Annotated in this window: 13 protein-coding genes; 5 read left to right on the top strand and 8 right to left on the bottom strand. The window is 47.4% G+C overall.

Annotation, left to right across the window (positions count from 1 at the left end):
• The first annotated feature begins 135 nt into the window (after positions 1-135).
• Both WG89_RS03990 and WG89_RS03985 read left to right on the top strand, forming a co-directional pair.
• The gene (locus WG89_RS03990; protein ID WP_062261587.1) at positions 136-948 is read left to right on the top strand and encodes an NRDE family protein; all 813 of its coding nucleotides are present in this window, start codon (positions 136-138) and stop codon (positions 946-948) included.
• Between the two features lie 241 nt (positions 949-1,189).
• Complete coding sequence (locus tag WG89_RS03985) at positions 1,190-1,627, top strand: hypothetical protein (protein ID WP_062261582.1); 438 nt, start codon at positions 1,190-1,192, stop codon at positions 1,625-1,627.
• 131 nt (positions 1,628-1,758) lie between these two features.
• Here the strand turns inward: WG89_RS03985 and WG89_RS03980 are convergent, their stop codons facing one another.
• The 4 genes from WG89_RS03980 to WG89_RS03965 form a co-directional block, all read right to left on the bottom strand.
• Positions 1,759-2,727: an IS110 family RNA-guided transposase gene (locus WG89_RS03980; protein WP_062261579.1), complete on the bottom strand. Its 969-nt coding sequence runs from the start codon at positions 2,725-2,727 to the stop codon at positions 1,759-1,761.
• Positions 2,728-3,022: 295 nt separating this feature from the next.
• Complete coding sequence (locus WG89_RS03975) at positions 3,023-5,374, bottom strand: TcfC E-set like domain-containing protein (protein ID WP_172806704.1); 2,352 nt, start codon at positions 5,372-5,374, stop codon at positions 3,023-3,025.
• A gap of 153 nt (positions 5,375-5,527) precedes the next feature.
• Positions 5,528-6,493, bottom strand: a complete 966-nt coding sequence (locus WG89_RS03970; protein ID WP_062261572.1) for a Csu type fimbrial protein — start codon at positions 6,491-6,493, stop codon at positions 5,528-5,530.
• Positions 6,493-7,050, bottom strand: coding sequence for a hypothetical protein (locus WG89_RS03965; protein WP_062261568.1), 558 nt, complete (start codon positions 7,048-7,050; stop codon positions 6,493-6,495). Before WG89_RS03965 ends, WG89_RS03970 begins: the two co-directional genes overlap by 1 nt.
• Before the next feature lie 301 nt (positions 7,051-7,351).
• Here WG89_RS03965 and WG89_RS03960 point away from each other — a divergent pair, with 301 nt between their 5' ends.
• Positions 7,352-7,903, top strand: a complete 552-nt coding sequence (locus WG89_RS03960) for a hypothetical protein (RefSeq protein WP_062261565.1) — start codon at positions 7,352-7,354, stop codon at positions 7,901-7,903.
• Positions 7,904-8,009: 106 nt separating this feature from the next.
• On the top strand, positions 8,010-8,249 hold the full coding sequence (locus tag WG89_RS03955) for a hypothetical protein (RefSeq protein ID WP_062261560.1): 240 nt from the start codon (positions 8,010-8,012) through the stop codon (positions 8,247-8,249).
• Between the two features lie 126 nt (positions 8,250-8,375).
• On the opposite strand, the gene WG89_RS03950 is transcribed toward WG89_RS03955, so the two are convergent.
• From WG89_RS03950 to WG89_RS03935, 4 genes are all read right to left on the bottom strand, one after another.
• Complete coding sequence (locus tag WG89_RS03950; protein WP_062261557.1) at positions 8,376-10,391, bottom strand: DUF1302 domain-containing protein; 2,016 nt, start codon at positions 10,389-10,391, stop codon at positions 8,376-8,378.
• Positions 10,392-10,520: 129 nt separating this feature from the next.
• The gene (locus WG89_RS03945; protein WP_062261554.1) at positions 10,521-11,660 is read right to left on the bottom strand and encodes an SO2930 family diheme c-type cytochrome; all 1,140 of its coding nucleotides are present in this window, start codon (positions 11,658-11,660) and stop codon (positions 10,521-10,523) included.
• 271 nt (positions 11,661-11,931) lie between these two features.
• The gene (locus WG89_RS03940; protein WP_062261741.1) at positions 11,932-13,155 is read right to left on the bottom strand and encodes a parallel beta-helix domain-containing protein; all 1,224 of its coding nucleotides are present in this window, start codon (positions 13,153-13,155) and stop codon (positions 11,932-11,934) included.
• Between the two features lie 128 nt (positions 13,156-13,283).
• Complete coding sequence (locus WG89_RS03935) at positions 13,284-14,402, bottom strand: helix-turn-helix domain-containing protein (RefSeq protein WP_062261551.1); 1,119 nt, start codon at positions 14,400-14,402, stop codon at positions 13,284-13,286.
• A gap of 166 nt (positions 14,403-14,568) precedes the next feature.
• On the opposite strand from WG89_RS03935, the gene WG89_RS03930 reads away from it, so the two are divergent.
• Positions 14,569-17,694: a hypothetical protein gene (locus WG89_RS03930; protein WP_062261548.1), complete on the top strand. Its 3,126-nt coding sequence runs from the start codon at positions 14,569-14,571 to the stop codon at positions 17,692-17,694.
• Positions 17,695-17,696 lie beyond the last annotated feature (2 nt).

Here is a 17,696-nt window from a genome sequence, read left to right as displayed (position 1 = left end):
CCGTATATCTTTTTATAAAAGAGCGTCGCTATTGTGTAACTGTAGATATTTTCAGTGTTCGCCAAGCGACATTTTCAGCTCCAGACTGCTTATAAGAGATAAGCAGTGCAGATAAAAAAGAGATGATTCCCAGCTATGTGTCTGATTTCCCTGTCCTGGCAACCGGATGCCCAATACCCACTGATTCTGGTGGCCAACCGCGATGAGTTTTATGAGCGACCGGCTAAAACGGTCCACTTCTGGGAAGACAATCCTGAGATTCTCGGTGGCCGAGATCTGGAAGCAGGCGGCAGCTGGCTGGCATTGAGCCGCAAAGGCCGTATTGCTGCTGTCACTAATTTCAGGGAGTTTCCTATTCGACCCGGTGTACTTTCTAGAGGAGCACTGGTCAGTGACTTTCTGAGCAGTGAGCTTTCACCCAAGGAATACCTGAGCCAGATTCACAGTGCTGCCGATCAGTATTCTGGCTTCAACCTGCTGGTTGGTGATGCAAGCGGTTTGTATTACTACTCCAATCGGATGGGCAGTGTTGTCTCTCTTAAACCAGGTTTCCATGCCCTGAGCAACCATCTTCTGAACACGCCCTGGCCCAAGCTGGAAAGAGTGCGTCAGGGCCTGGAGCAGCATCTGGAACAGCATCAAAAGCCTGAGCCGGATGATTTGATCGCCATGATGCATAATGGCACCAAAGCCCCTGATGATCAGTTGCCGGAAACCGGTGTGGGTCAGGAGCGGGAAAAGTTTTTATCCAGCTGTTTTATCGCCAGCGAAAACTATGGCACTCGTAACACCAGTGTTCTTATTCTCGACCGGCAGGGAAGATTGAGCTGGACAGAACAGATGTATCAGCCCAAGGGTGAGGACGGCCAAAAATTCCAGTTCTCAATGAAGTTTCCCGTTCAGTGGCACTCATCCATCAATCCTGTAAACCACTCCAAGCAACCCTGAACTCGGCCCCTTTCATTTCTTGTGAATTGAAAGGGTGTCTATATAGCTTCTGATCGGTGCATACAGAACGGTGGTCTGCTTAAAAAAAATAACAGAATGACTAAAACCAGCTAGGCTCTAGGCTTTATCACAATTGATTTGTCTCTATTCCTTTACAGGAGGCTAAAAGACACTGTCTTTCATGGCCTCCCTACTGTGCATGTTCCGCACCCAATGCGTGATGAGAAGTAAGGAGTATAAGATGCGATTACAAACACCAGTCCGGTTTTATCAAGCCTTCCTGGCAGGCCTGGTACTTTTATTCTCAATGACCCTTCAGGCTGCTTCTGAAGGTGACTGGCAGAGAATAGGTGAAAAACAGATCATCCCGACTGATGACACAGTGACCGTCAGAGTAATTTCTGAAGCCAAGAATGTCCCCTTCAAATCTCTGAAGTTTCATATAACCCGTGGCAACTTGAAGATTCGCTCTGCCAAAGTGCACCTGAGTGACGGGCACGTAATTAACCTGAGCATTCAAAAGAAGATCATGGCCGGGTTGGAAACCAGAGATTTCCCGATTCCTGACCATTACCGTTCCATCAAAAAGATTGTTCTTTATATTCAGGCTCCCATTGATCACTCATCCAATGTGATTGTCTATGGCAAAAAAGCCGACACCTCAGAGAAAGAATCCTAGTTCACCCAAGTGTTATACCCCTTACCGTTCGCACTGAGGCTCTATGTTTCTTGTCAACCTGCTTTTAGTAATTACATAAGAAATTAGAGCCTCATCGGTGAGAAACTCTCCACTGCAAGAGCCTTAGGTCTTTAATCAGACAGCATAGCTTTTTGCATAATGGGGGAATGATATTGAGCCATATCGAATGTCTTTTGGCTACGCCATACGCTGAATGCTATACGTATCAGCTTGCGCATCACGGCTACCAAAGCCTGGGTACAAGTCATTCTTGATGCATAGTGCTCATACATCGCTTTAAATGCCCCACGACTGGCTGCCATGGCCACATTGTAAAGCAAACGGCGCCCTTCGCTTAAACCCTGCTTACTCAGCTTTCTACGCCCGTGCTTTTTGCCCGAATCCTTGTATCGCAGATCGAGGCCAAGGAATGCTATGAATTGATCGACTGTCTTGAAATTCCCCCCGGCTATTTCATTGGCAAAAAAAGCAGCACTTAATTCTCCAAATCCAGGGATGCTCTTTATGGCCTTAAAACTTTTCTGCTGCTCTGTACTTTCGTTTTTCATAGCAGCGACAAGGGTTCTTTCCAGTTCATCAATGAGCTTTTTCAGAGCCATCAAAGCCTCATTGAGGGCATCCAGCTCAATGGGTAAATCTTTGCATGTCATTGAAATAGCCTGCTTATGCCTGACTACCGTTGCACGGTGGGTAGTCAGTACTCTGATGAGTGTCTGATTGCTTGTAGCAGGCTCCCAGGGTCTGAGGTGCTCATATTCATTGCACAAATAGCGCCGTATGATTTCAGCATCTGTTTTATCATTTTTTTGACGGCGCCCAATMCCTTTGGCGTAGTAATGTACATCTCTGGGGTTGAGCACATAGACTTCGTGGACTCTTTCGAACGCAATAGAGGCCAGTAGCTGGTGGTAACAGCCCGTTGCTTCCATAGCCAGGGCTGTTGACTGGGGCAGAGAGAGAACCCACTCCGTGATCTCTGTGGGTGAATTAGCAATACGTTTGAAAGAACCATCCTGACTACAAATGTCTAACCATTGAGAAGACACATCAATACCAATGAAGTTAAGTATTGTTTCCATAACGGTCACCTAGATCTAATCTTCATACGGGGGGGGGGTGACCACAAGCTGGCGTTAGCTTGCAAAAATTGTCTACCGTAAGGTAGGAGTGCTCCTAATCGTCGCTCATGCTTGTGGGTGGGGATTTCTCAGTCAGTCTGTCCGAAAGGCAGTAAGCAGTCGATGCCCCTCACCCCCGCCTCTAACTTTATACAAATAATTAGAGACAGGTTAAACATACAAGCTTGTCGAAGGATACGGGTAATGCACTTCGACAGGCTCAGTGCGAACGGTATGGGGTTTAGCGTTAGTTTCACTAGCTACAAGTTGCTTCACCCATGTTGATATAAGGTTTGTCCAGTTCTTCAGGATCCAGTAACAGTGTGCAGTTGCCTTCAGCATTAAAGAAGGTCAATTCTGTGTCATCTTTTTCGACTTGCACCTGGAACAAGCCATATTCATTACTGCTGCCCCGTGTTGCTCCTCCATTAATCACAGCATTCTTCATAACAGAGCCGTCAGGGCTTTTGATGCGGCCGAACAGAGTCAGATACTTCCTGGCTTCATAGTGAAGGCTCTCCACATTGCCCGGGTACAGAGCGACTATCTGGTCACGTTCATCGATGTCATAGCTGTACTCACTGGCGGGTTTTAGAGCCACTTTGTACTGGGCATAGGCGGGCAGGCTGATGGCTGACATCTTCCCACCTCTGATGGTGCCGTGATTCTGACCATCCACCATGACATCAAAAACATCTTCAGATGATGAACCTTCGACTTCTATGGCTATGGCACTTTCAGAAGGCGTTCCGCCAATAAAAGCAAAGGTTTCTCCATTCGTCAGAAAACCGGTAGAGGCATTCGCTACATAGCTGGTGGATCGGGCTTGCTGACCATCATAATGGTTGATATCAGCACTGGCTTGACCGTAGCTGGAACTGTATCGAGCACCTGCTCCAATGACAGAGTCAGACCCGTTTTGCTCGGCCAGAAGGTTTACTGAAACTGAATCAGGGCTATTTTCAAGTTGCTTATCATAGTTTGCATTTAGCTTCAGCTGAGTCTGATTCGATTGGGACTCTTCGTTCTCCACATAAAGCAACTCTGGAGTAGCGTCAAAGCTCCAGTTCCCCTGATCTCTCCGCAGCTCTATGCTCGCCAGCATCATATTGCTGTATTCACCCAAGCTATATTCCAGCTTTATGGAAGCAGAGTAGTCGTTGCTTTTAAAGAGAGGCTGACTGTAGCTGAGGGTATTGATGTTTTCCTTTCTGTCGGCTCGTTCCAGCTGTGTTAACCGGTAGGAGATCATAGCCTGTCCAATAAGATAGTTGGCGCTGACACTGGCCTGGGAAAATGCTTCTGGCAACAGATAGAACTGATCTCCGGGTAACTCCGGGGTATCACTCCACAGTCGCATATAGTTGGCATAGACTGAAAGACTCTTCCACTGTACCTGACTGCCAAGATTGACCCCGTAATGATTGTCATCGGAATACATTACAGAACCCGAAAGATCATAACCCTTTCCAAGATAATAGAGACTGCCTTCAATCAGTCCCTGATCCGTAGATTGGGTGGTTGCAATTGAAGCTGCGAGATTATCTGTAACTCGGCGGTTAACTCCCGCTCTGGCAAGCAGTGTATTAAATGTTTCGGGCAAAGCACCTTCATGATCGACGCGGGTAGCTTGTCCAGCCTCAATGAAAAACTCAAGTTCACCGGCAGGGGGCAGACGAGATTGTCGAGCAAAAAATCGTGTCTCTTCACGAATCAGGGAACCAGTCTCGCTGTAAATGCGAATCTCCAGATTATAAGCTCCGGCCGGGAAACTTGAGGTATCGATTTGTTGGCTACCTGCTTCCATCAGGGCACTGCTCAGGAGTCGGCCGTCTTTCAGGATTTCAACTCTGCTTCGTGAAGGCAGAAAGATATCCAGCGGGGAGCCTTGAGTCAGCTCCCTGTCCAAACGTGTATCGTATGAAGAGGTCCAGCGAGCACCCCAGATACTGTGAGAGGGGCTGAAGGTTTGACCAAATCCTGAGGTGTTGAGCAAACCTGCCTGAAACTCTCGGCCTTGAAAGTTCCGGTTAAAGTGCAGTCGGCTGACACTCATTCGATTCTCTCTGGAATAATCCCAACTCAGTTGAAAACTGTTTTCACCTTTGGAAATCAGGCTCTGACTGTACAGGGTATAGTTTGTCTGAGGACTGTTATTAAAGTTTGTACTGGCGTCATAACCCGAAAAGTTTGAGCTGAAGTTTTGCATCAGAGAGAGTTCAGACTCTGAGGCAGGTAAATATTTGTTCTTTTTGGCGGGGCGGGTATCCAGATAATCTGGATGTATAAACAGATCAACCCGAAACCGGTTTTCGTCAAAGATCAAGCCCACGCTTTCAGGGTTGATATAGCCGCAGTTTTTTGAACGTTCAAACTCACAGACTCTGTCAGAATTCAAGGGGTGTTCATGAGACAGTAATTCAGTAATAAGCGTTTTATTATTTACCCTGGGAATCAGGCTACTGATTCTTTCTGCCTGTGAGAGTGTTATAGAATCTGGAGTGTAAGTAGCCAATACTGACGTCAGAAACCGGTTTCCGTAATAGATATCGACAGATGTTGTTTGAGGGGCAGAAAGTGTTTCAAACCCTGCTGGCACATCATCCATTGAATAAACAGTTGGAAGGAAAACAAGATAGCTTGCCAACCCCAAAAGCATTTGAAGAAAGAACGAGTCTTTTAGTATACGGGATAATAACAACCATAGGGTGTGATTGTTCTTAAAAATAAACAGATAAAGCATCAGGGTTTAATAAAGCTCTTACTGCGCCTGTACCGTTATGGTGATTCTGTCTGAGTAGTTGCCAGACAGAGTCTTAGAAGGAATGTTTGATTTGAAAATCAAATTGGCGTTGAAGCCATGGCCCGAACAGTCCTGTATGTGACTGCCCTGGAATAGCCTGTTAAGTTGTCCCGGTCGATTAATCCATTCAGCCCGGCGATTACCATTCTTGTAACCCAGTTGATAAGGGATTTTTTCACCGCTGCCTGAAAGATAAAAACGGGTTGAATCATTCTGGGAATCAATAGCGACCCGGTACAGGCCTCCGCCTCTTACAAAAACACAATGTCTGTTATCTGATTTAATGGCCTGGTTCTGACCCGGGGTCCAGCGGAAGTTGATATCCTTCATGCCAGAGATTTTGATCTGCTCTCTGACGTTCATGAATACATCAACTCTTTTATTTTGAATAATGTCAGATGGATTTTCCCAAGGTCTCATTTGCACGCTCAAACCCAGATGATATCGGCCCGGTTTGATGGCCTGTCTATCGATGGCATTCAATGGTATCTCCACCTTGATAGACTTTTGATTCCAGGCATGAGAGCAGCTGCGGGATTGCGACTGATCGTTAGGAATCATTCTGTGGTATTCCACCTTCTGCCAGGAGGCTTTAGCGCTGGGCTTGTAATAAACATCCGCAGGTATAGCCTGTCCGTTACCGGTTACTGGCTTAAGCTGAAATTGATAGTTGTTACTGCAGTTCCCTTCACTGCCAGCAGCGCAGGTAATCTGCGTGTAGTAATAACGCTGATTTGGATTATCGGGAAAGCGCCATGCACAAAAGCGACTCTGGCTCTGCCAGGCATTACCGCGATTCAGATACAGTCTTTTCTGGGAAAACTGTCCAAGAAAAGCCTGGACATGATGTCCTGATGAAGAGGCTGCCATAGCATTGGTCAGCCACCCCATCAGGGTGAACATCAGGATGAACTTCCCTTTCATTAATTAGGAGTAACCGTCAAAGTGACTGTCTGGTTGTATTCGCCTTCTTTGGCTTGAATGTAATTATCAGCGGGGATCAATACTTTCAGATTGGCATTGGCGATACCTGTATCACATTCCAGGGTAGGGGAAGGATTTTTGGCTCCAACATTACTGCCATAGTGTTCGCCAATATAAAGGTCTCTGTATTCATCATCAGCACCCTTGAAACCAATGGAGTAGGGAATGCTATCTTTATTGCCTGGAGCGGACTGCTGGTTTGTCAGTTCAAAGTCTTTTTTGCCATGAACAGAAGCTACCAGTTTGTAATCGCCTGAACGTGTATTGGAGTAGATACAGAAAGCTTTCTCTTCCTGAAGGTCATTTTGCATGTTTGCCGGTGTTGTGAATGAAAAGTCCTCAAGTCCCCAGATTCTGACAACCGGACTGACCGATAGGTTGACATCTACCACTGCACTCGATTCCTGGCCCAGGCGACCATCCGTAGCGGACAGTGTGAAGCTGCTGAATGAAAGAGCCCCTGCTGTTAACAGAACATTTTTTAGAGTGATTTTCATGTATCTATTTCTATCTACTTTACGGATGATAGTTAAGGCATGTGATTTATTTATGGTGGGTATTCGAATGCCTGATTGGGCGAGAGAATATATACATGCATAAGGTAATTAAGAATAAGTGATTAACGAAATCAAGATTTCGTTTTTGAATGCTCATTATTATTGAATGATATTTGTCGTTTATTAGGGGGGGTACAGAAAAATGTATGTAGGACTTTGCATCTTTTAGGTAAAAACAGTAAAAATAAGAAGGCAGCCGTAATTCAAGAATAAAAACAACAATAACAAAGAGGCTGATTCAATGAATAAAATCAAGAGAAAGGATTTTCCTGCCAATCATCATGAGTTTGGTTTCTCTGCTCTTGAACAACACTTGTTGCACTTCAAACTGGCCATTACAAAATTTGCTTTATCCGTAGGCAGTTCAATTAAATCACCTTACTCAGGAATTCGTGGAACCTGGCCTGAACAGCTGGAGCAGATGCGATGGCGCCATAAGCTGCGTTATATCGACTTTCATCGGGTAAAGGGGAGCTGGATGGAAGATGTGTCCTTGCTGCCCGGCTGGGCTCAGAAAGCTATTGCCAAAAACCAGCTTTATCTGCTGGCTTATGTGCCTGCACAAAATGCCCACTCGGCCATCTATTTGAGTACAGCTATGTCTATGGCAGCTCGTTCAGTAAGCAGTGGGATAGAGGCGGATGAAGCTATTTCCAGCTGGTGTCGTCGATCTGGCTTTAATGTAACAGGCACCTGTCTTAATTCTTTTCTGGATGAAGAGACTGTGAATCGACTGGCATCCCGCAGTGCCGACACACGTTATCTTCTCACCGACCTGCCATTTACCCACTGATTTAATCCTCTCGTCGCTGTCTATACTGCCAGCGACGGGATGGCCTTCATTTCCAGAATGCATCGCCGATAACTCCTGCTCCTATCAATCACAGGAATGCGTTGAGATGAAAGTACTGGTCGTATCTCTTGTGGCTGCGGTGCTCTCCGGCAGTGCCCTGGCCAGCGAGAAAGAAGAAAGTCACAAGCCCATGTGCAAACCACTGACCCCAGTGTATGTCGAGCAATCTGGTAGAGCTCCCGGGATTTCTCCCCAGTTCTATATCACCAGCGAAGCAGACTACAAAGCTTGCCGTGACATGGCTTCAGAGAAAGGCGCCCATGTGATCATTGATCCAAACGCCTGATTCCGGTTAAGGCTCAAAAGGCCTCGCCAGAATAAAAAACGCCCGTAGAGTGAATCCTCTACGGGCGTTTTTATGTCTATCGTATCCCGAAAAGTGTTTGAGCAGCTTTCGGGATTGATTGGCGAGTTAGAAGGTATAACCCAATGAGCCGATGAAAGTACCTTTACGCAGAACGTTGTCTGCATCACCCTGCAAAGAGAGTTTGGCAACAAACTGGTCATACTTGCCGGTCAGACCCAGATTCAGCTTCTTTTCACCTTCTTCAAAACGACCTGTGAAGTGAGAGTTACCGCTGACATCATGGGTATAGCGGATAGTGCTTTCCAGGTTCAAGCCTGGCATCATGACATCATTCCAGTTAGCACCCAGCATCAGGTTATAACCCCAACTGAAGCGATCAAGACGATCATCGGCGTCTTTTTCAGGATCATCACCGGCCCAATCTTCAGCGCCTTTGGCTATATAACGATCGTAATCGTCCAGGCCAGAAACCTGTTGAAACGCAGCTTCACCGACTACATACATTAGATCGGTTCCCAGAACAGCACCAAATGGTTGGATGACAGCTAAAGATGCATCCCACATAGGCTTACGAACAAAGTTATCGTTCCACTGATTCGGGGTGTTCATGGTCGATGGATCGGCCTGTGAACCAGAGTAGTCCTGACCTGCGCCAATGTTAGCCGTTCCTTCAATGGCTTTGGTCAAAAGATCCTCTGGGTGATCAACCCAAATGGGAGCATTCTCACGATAAGTCAGTTCACCCTTGATCTGTGTGTAACCAAATACCTTGGTATTGAAGCTTGCTCCCCAAAGGCGGATATCTTCAGGGTAAACGACTTGGGCATAGCCTCCGTTGGAAAGCATATATAAGCCTGTGAGAGCCCCCTGAATCTGTGTTCTGGCTGCGGTTGCAGCAGCTGTGTTGCCTCCGGTCTGAGCCAGTGTTGCAGTATAAATTGCATCCAGATAGTCCTTGATCGGACCATCAGTGGCATTATCAATACCGATTCTTGTAGCGCCATCTACTACTGCCTGACTGCTTGCCTTGGATTGAATAAATGGCAAGCTGGAGTGGTAGTTAGCGTAATAGAGAGCAAACTCAGTATCCTTAAGGAAGTCAGGCTTGAAGTTCAGCTTGACGCCCCACTGACCGCTGTTTTTGGCATCCTGGCTGCCACTAACGTCTGCAACTTTTACAAAGTCAGAGCTGTAGTTAACACCGAGAGCATTTAGAATCTCTGTCTGGCTGGAAGTCAGTCCAGCAGGTTGAAGAGCTGCGAGGGTATTTGTATCCAGCTTGAATGTTGACAGGGTATAGTGAGCATCGTCGGAACCGGGTACAAAGATATCTTCCTCTGATCCAAAAGTACCTCGACCAGGTAGAATTGAGCCTTCCCAATCATATTGAGCAAAAGCTGACAGGGAGACCTGATCATTAAAGGCAAGATCAGCCATTACCATGCCCTGAGCCAGCTTAAGGTCACCATCTGATCCCGGTAGAGTCGCCAGAGCCATATCATAGGCGTTGAGATCCATAAGACCTCCGCCGTAGAAAACGGTTTCGCCCCAGTTATGAACCTGGTTACCCAGTTTCAGGCTGAGCTTCTGTCCGCTATCAAACTCCCAGTCAGCAAATACGTAAGCGCTCTGGAGCTTGGCTCCTTTACCCTGATTATCCTTGACTTCATCACTCCAGCCCGGGAAAGTGCCGGTTTCGTCATAGAGCCCTTTGGCAACATCATCGGCATTGTTGTCTGCCCATTTGTTGTCACCATTCATCAGAACATGGTCGTAGTAAGCTGTACCACGGACAAACATCCCGTAGTTGTCTTTTTTCAGTTCCAGTTCTGAAGTGAGTTTCAGGGCTTTGCTGACAAAACCACCGTCAAATGAACGGTCGCCGTCGTTTTCTAGCTGTTCATTGGAATCCGGGGTTTCATACCCCTCCATGTCGTATTTGGTCCCGATACTGATGGTGGTATTAAGGGTACCCTTAACTTCGCCGTCAGCGAGATCAAATTCATAAGCGTGTGCAGGGGTCAGGAGTAGAGATCCGGTCAACAGAAAGCCGGCAGCTGCAGGGGCGAGCTGTAGAGCTCGCACAGGTGTGCGAGCCACTACGGAAGATTCGTCCGTCATGTTTGTTGTCCTTGCCATTATTATTATTTTTTTAAATGGTCGTGTTTTTATTGTTATTGTGTCGGCGTAGGTATCTTTACCTATTCAAACGGCCGTTTCAAGTTTTTTATCAGCTTTTTGTCTGTTTTTTCAACATTCTGGCTCCATTGCGTTTATCCATTGTCGTACTATTTCCAGACCTTCCCCGTGTACCAACGCCCTGCCGAGTTCCGGCATCATTTCACCGGGATCTTTACTCTGCATTCGGTAAGTCAAAATAGATTCATCAGCATTGCCGGGTTTAATATCAACCACAAATCCACCGCTACCACGACCTGCCGCAATGGGCCTTTTACAGAGTCCCAGTCGTGTATCAGAAGGCGTGTCCATATTAAGAAACAAGCCGCTGGTATTGCCTGGTCCTTTTGGGTTATGGCAATGGCTGCAGTTTGCGTCCAGATAGCTTCGGGCTCTTTTGTCCAGTGATTCGCCTTCCCGCCCATGAGGCCATAGAGCATTGGCTGGTAATAAGGTGGGATCACCTACGCTAGCCAGAATGCCTTGTTGTTCCCAATGAGCCAACTGATTGGCCGATCCGGAAGCATAAGCAAAATCTCTGTTAAGGTGACGGACTCTAGGGCCAAGAGGTTCAATAGCTTTGCTGTACGACTCGGGAGCATGGCAACCACTGCACTGGTTGGCGTCAGGAACCATGTAGGTGAATTTCTCGGTACTGCCATCTTTATGAACCAGCTCCAGAGGTTTGCTCTCTCCGGCCCATTCCAGCGAAGCCTCGGTCTGTTGCTCATTCCAGACATAGGGCAGAGCCATCCAGCCGTTTTCCTGATGGACCAGAAGCCGGGTTTCAATGAGGTGAACCTTGTCCAGTGGTAAGCCATTCCCTTCAGTGAAAAGTACTGCACTGCCTTCGCTGGCGTTGACCTTCATTCTGTTACCTTGATCATCCACGGGGTAATAAAAGGTCTTGGTGATAATGGTGCCTACCGGATATTCAATGTCTCCGTTCACCATAGTGGCTTGTTTACCTTCAGGTACCCAGACAGTTCGTAGCTTACTGGCATAGTCGGTAAACAGGGGGGTATTGAGATCATAGGGCAAAACACCATTATTCAACTTCAAGGCCGTTTTGCTGATGTCATGGATTCGCCACTCACTGAGCTTTTCCGGGTAATCATCACCTGTCGTTTTTAGAAGAGGTGGCTGCTCAGAACAGCCGGTCAAACCCAGGGCCAACAACCCTACAGCAATAATCCTGGAGACTGCTTTCATAACTTGGTTCCCTGAAAAATATTATTATCTTTTTATTAAAATACTGCGCGGATATGGCCTGGCAGATATTTTGGTTTCAGGACGAGCTGTGTTTTCAGCTCATGGAGACTGAGTGGCTAGTGCAGCTAAGCGTTAATGCTCAGACATACTCCGTTCATCCTGAGCGTGTCGAAGGATGCTGGTAATGCACTTCGACAGGCTCAGTGCGAACGGTATCGGGTTTAGCGCTTAGCTGTACTAGATAGATTCTGCCGCTTAATCACTCAGGTTTTTATCCTTCCAGATGAGTCAGGTCTATAGCGGCCAGTTTGGGCAGTTCACACTGGTGAGCCTTCATATCCGTAGTGACGTTGGTGAAGTCATTGCCAGCGTCAACATTTACAACCACAGAGTCACCGTTGTCTACACACAGCACCGGTGCTTCCCGCTTGGACTCACCATTGACGATACCGTCCCATAAAATATCGGGCAGGCTTCCGGTGAAACCAAACATGGCTATTTTCAGAGTTTTCAGCTCGAGGCGATCGGGGCTGTCACCCCCTCCTTTAAAGGTGTTGTTGTAGACATAAATACCTTCAGGGTAAGGGTCAAAAGTGTCGTCTACTTTGTACTCTTCTTCATAGCCGGCACTGAACAGGCTGCTGATAATGATATTGGCCGTTTTGTTATCACTGATTTCGTTCTCGAAGATTTCAACATTGTCATTCGAGTTAATCAGGATACCTGAACCTGCAGGTACAGCCGCTACGGCACCGCCTTCAGGTGCGAAGTTGTCGATGTTATTTTCAAATACCTTGTTGTTGTATACGCGGGTAGAGTGTCCGGGTTGCTGCAGATAAGGCATGTTGAAGATCAGGATGCCGCCGGTGTTGTTGGTGGCGACGTTGCCGTAGACATCAGCCCCGATGGTGTTTTCGATTTCAATGCCTGCCACGTTGTATTCAACGCGGTTGTTGCGTACCACAACATTTCGAGACTGACCCACATAAAGACCTGAATCAGAAGCACCGATAGCTACTGATTCTTCAATCAACGTGTTTTCGGTTTGAACTGGATAGAATCCGTAGGCACCGTTTTTGGTGTCTGGACCATTTGTCCACTCAGCCCGTACACGGCGAATGATAATGTTCTTGCCTTTATTTACCTTGAGGGCGTCGCCCTTGGTGTCTTCTAAGGCCAGGTCTTCAATGGTGAAATCGTTGGCTGTGACCAGCAGGCCTTCAGCACCGGCTTTCTGACCCTTGAAGTTGAGAATGGTTTTGTCCATGCCTTCACCACGGATAGTGATGCCATCGACATTCAGGCTCAGGCTCCGATCAATCTGATAGGTGCCTGCAGGAATTTCAATTACATCTCCGGGCTTGGCTCTGATCAGCTTGGCCTGCAGATCTTTGCGGAATGTTTCATCGGCAGCGCTGGTTTCTACACTGGCTTCCTGACCGCAACCGGTCAGCAAGAGCAATGTGAGTCCTATGGGAAGGATTTTGTGAATCATCAGGTAATCCATTCTTCTTATAGTTATGGGGCGCTCATCTTGAAGAGCGCTTTCATGGAGTCTGTATTGAAACCTGATTGAACGCTTAAAGCTGCTTTTTTACCAACAAATTTTGTTGTATTTCGAAATCAGTCAGCCATTTCAGTTTCAGTAAGAACCTGATTCTTCAAGGGCTGAGGCGGAACTTCCGGTTTTTGCTTGCGATACTGGGTGGGCGTGATTCCGGTTCTCTCTTTGAAGGCACGATTAAATGCACTGAGGGATCGAAAGCCGGTATCAAGGGCAATGGTCAGAACAGGAATGGACGACTCTTCCGGTTTGGATAATCGCTGACAGGCTTCGTGTATTCGATAACCATTGAGAAAGTCATTGAAGTTGCGATAGCCCAGCTGCTGATTGATCAGTTTCCTTAACCGGTACTCCTGTGTGTGGAGTTCTTCTGCCAGGTCGCTGATCGTTATGCCTTCTGTTCTGTAAAAGTGCTGTTCCTCCATGATGGTTCTTAAGGGAGCTACCATGGGATCTTCCTGAACAGGGGCAGTGACTTCCTGAGAGAGGGAAGTTTCAGACTCTTTCTGTTCTATTGAATGTGGAAATAGAACGCCTTCCCGGAACTGGAAGAGCCGGCCATAAAAAATCATCAAAAACAGTGACAGCAGGATCGGTTGGGCAATGACGAACGAGGCAGGTCCACCTCCAAAGAACTGCTCCATGACGACCACGAGCGCAATGAAGAATCCGACGCTGCTGAGCATCCAGACCCTGATCTCCCGCCTGGCTTCAACAAGATCATCTCTCATGCTGCGCACAGCGGTTGTGAGTGCATGAGCGATCAACAGGAATTCGAGCCATTGAGGCAGATTGGTAGTCAGCCACTGTGTGGTAGAGCTATAGCTGAAACCAAATAGGTAACTGATCAGTGTGCTCAGGGTAGGCGGTATCACAACCAGAGCAGGAATCACCAGCGTGCGGCGGTTGAGCCTGAAGTTGTCGTCAAAGGATAAATTGCAAACCAGCCAGAAGGTGGCAGGCAAGGCGGTTCTCAAGGAAGTGCTGAGCCACTGTAGAAAATGACTGTCAGAATGTCCTGCCAGGTAAGGTGTCAGGAGATGCCCAATCAGGCAGAGCTGCAGTAATGCAAAACAGAAGGCGGTCTGATTACGTCTGGCATGGGGCCAGACCAGAATCAGGCACATTATCGCCAGAGAAAGGCTGAAGAAATTTGCTGCAATGTGATAGTCAGGCATCTTGCTACAACTTTTTCTTTGCCTGATGGCACCTTTTATAAGGCGGTTACAGGCTATTTATTATTTTGTCGTGTCGGTCTTTCAACCCGCCTCTTCTATTCTGCCTGCTTCAAGGTCGGCTGCAAAGTGCGGATATAGAAATCAGATATAGACACAGGACATTCTTATGGCGACTGGCGGCTCAAACATTCCGGGTATGGGGCCAAAAAGGACAACAGCAGTCCAAATCCCTGTGAAACCTCCTCTGGATCAAGCCGCCTCTGCCAGAATGGGGCCCCGGGATGTTGCCATTCACCCGTCTACTGGTGTGCCGCTGGAAGATACTGCAGGTCAGCACCCTCCCTATATACCTATTCATAAACGGGATGTAGTCATTGAGGAGGTTAAGGGTGGCCTCTGGGGGAGTATCCTGAGTGGACTTTCAAAGGCCGTAATGGTGCTGGTCAAAGCAGGAGCCGGTGCCAGTGGCAACGAGTTTGATAATAAATTAAAGAAAGACAAACAGTTTGTTAAGGAGAACACCAAAAGGCTGAAGGCCTATCAAGCTGAGATGAGTTCAATCAGGGCTGAACTGAATAGTATGAGGCGAAAGCTATCCCGTTTAAAACCGGATCAGCAGCATCGATTTTCAGAACTCCATAAAAGACTTTTTGAATTGAGAGAGGAGTTGAGCACACTGGAGCACAGCTTTCGCATGGTCGGCGAGATGGATCCTTTCCTGAAAGCCAGTGATGAGGCGATCAAGCGAGAGATGAAAGAAGGCATGCAGTCCATGGAAAAGAACATGAATCCTGGACTGAGACTGCTGGTGGGCCTGCAAAAAGTATTCAAAGAGTCCAAGCAGGGTCTGCCGAAGGGAAAGGTTTATCAACTTAATCTGGGCGATGTCTCTACCAAAACACCTTCCGGTGCTGAACTTAATGCACAGAATATTAGCGTGTTTATTGAGCAATGCTACATGTCCCCTACCGGTGAGCTAACGCTGGATATTGCTGATATCAGAGCAGATTTATCTTCTTTTGGAGAGAATGGTGAAGTTGAGCCAATGACTTTGTCAGGTGGCATCAGTATCAAGTTGAGGCGCCCCGCCAGTGATCATTTTCTGAAAGCCATGACCAGCTCAACACTCACTATGCCCAAGCATATTTATAACCTGGGCAAAGAATTAAAGCCTGTTTTCAAGGGCATGTTCAAAGATCCACCGGAATCCAGGCTCAGTGATGTTGCCGAGGTGTCTATCAAGGGTCTTCAGTTAGAGAGAGATGGGCAGTCTCTACCACTGCAGGAAGCTCCGTTTGCTCACTCGCTACTTGATTTGATGATACCGGTTATGGGGGGGAGTCAGGAACTTCCTCCCAGTTCTCTGGAGCTGGAAGGGCGTCGGAATCACAGAGAATTGAAATTGGCCCATGAAAATCTTGTCAGGCAGGAACAAGAGCTGAAAGAGGATGTTGATCGTTTTCTGGAAGATATAAAAAGCCTGCCTGAAGGCGACTCAAGAGATCGATGTAAACGCATTGGTAATAAAGCTTCCAGAGAGTTGGAGGCATTAACTGAAGACAGAGAGGCAAAGGGCCGTCAGTTAACCTTCAGCAGACAATCCAGAAAAGTTCAAAAGAAACGACTCAAGGATATTCAGGCGTCACTTGAGATGAGTCGGGGGATGATTGATCTGGTCTATGGACTGGTGACGGTGGCCAATGCCAATAGCGCAGATTCACAAACCCATCTTGATATCCCAAGAATGATGATCCCTGTGTCGGGGGCGTCCTCGGTTGAATTGAGCCAGCTGAAGATCAACCTGTCAGACTTTTCCTTCAGTGAAGGCGGTGTGGTCGAACTGAACATTCCGGAGATGGCCAGTCATATTACCTTGCAGAACGAAGCAACAGGAGAAAAGCGATCGGTTCCTGTCATCCTTAGGGGAGCCTCAATCAAGATTCACCCCCCTTATGGGGTTCTGGCCAAAGAATTACTGCAACTCAAGTTTCCACTGGATTCCAAAGCGGTGGAAGAGGTGGTTCTGCCCATTTATAAGGAAATGGATAGAAAACGGTCCGATGGTGGGCCTAAAACCTCTGATTACGCAGAGGTTGATCTGGGGAAGGTCTCTTGTCTGACCCAAAATGGGGAAGTCACTTTCTCCGGAGAAAGAGGCAGCCATTATCAGGAGCGCAGGCAGGAATTTGTTAAGAAAACCGGAGATCTTCTCTCCACCGACATTGATGCAAAGTCAATGGCGAAAGCTCTTGAGTCGGTTGGCTTGACCCGGGAAACCCAGCAAAAAATCTGGAAGCTCAGTGAGGAAGGAGTGTTTGCCGAATCGGTTGTTTTTGCGCCAGAAAAGCTGGAAAACATGGTGCTGTTATCTTCACTGGAAGAACCGGTGGATGAAGCTGCTGAAGGGGCACCTGATGAGGGTTATATCAGTTCTACGCCTCTGGATTCACTGGTAGAACATCATTCTGTCTCATTAACTCCAGAGCTTCCAGAGAATGAGGTTCTTCTGAAAACGGCAGTACCTTCAACTGTTCCAGAGCCTGAATCACCAGAGATAGCATCCGTGGATTCCCCCGATTCCAACCCGGATTCGCTCCCGCAGGAAGTATTGGGTTCTTCGGTTTCTGCGCCTGAACAGCTTCAGTCAACAACGGTGAACTCTCAGATAACCGACTCAGTCGTTCCTTCAACACCACCTATACCTGAGTTGGAGAACAGAGACTCTGTTCCAGAAATCGATTCGACAGTGCAGGCGCTGAAAGCAGATAGGTTGACGGCGCCCAAAGAAAACTCATTAACGGAGCGTGCAATAGAGGTCGAAGTACCAGAAACGGTGGAAGCACCGGTTAAGAAGGCCTTATCCAAGCCAGTTGTTCAGCCACCTTCAGAGCAGCCTCAAGAGGGTTTGAAGTTTAAAGACCTGAAGGAGTGTTTGGGGGTGTTTAATCCAAAGTTTCGGGCTGAAAATGGTAAAAGAACCGCTGATTTTGAAATGCGCATTGCGCCACAGGGCTTGATGAAAAAGCTGTCCTGGTGGATGAGTCTTTTCTTTGGCAAGGAAGAGGTGGCTGTCCAGGTGGTTCTGCCCATTGACCGAAAAAGCTCGGGGCTACAATTGCAGTCACCTGCTATCCAGTTAAAGAAACAGACTTCATACAACCCGGCCGTCTGGTTGGCGACTTTTGTGCTCAATCGAAGGCTCAGGAAGCTTCAGTATCAGCTGGAACTGGACCATGTCGAACAACAGAAGCGTTTGAGCCTTGCTCACAGGCCTCTGATTAGCCCTGCCTGAAG

The sequence above is a fragment of the Endozoicomonas arenosclerae genome (genome assembly GCF_001562015.1).
In the GTDB taxonomy this organism is placed as follows: domain Bacteria; phylum Pseudomonadota; class Gammaproteobacteria; order Pseudomonadales; family Endozoicomonadaceae; genus Endozoicomonas_A; species Endozoicomonas_A arenosclerae.
The sequence above is the reverse complement of the archived record's forward strand: the minus strand, read 5'-3'. Positions and strand labels throughout refer to the sequence as shown.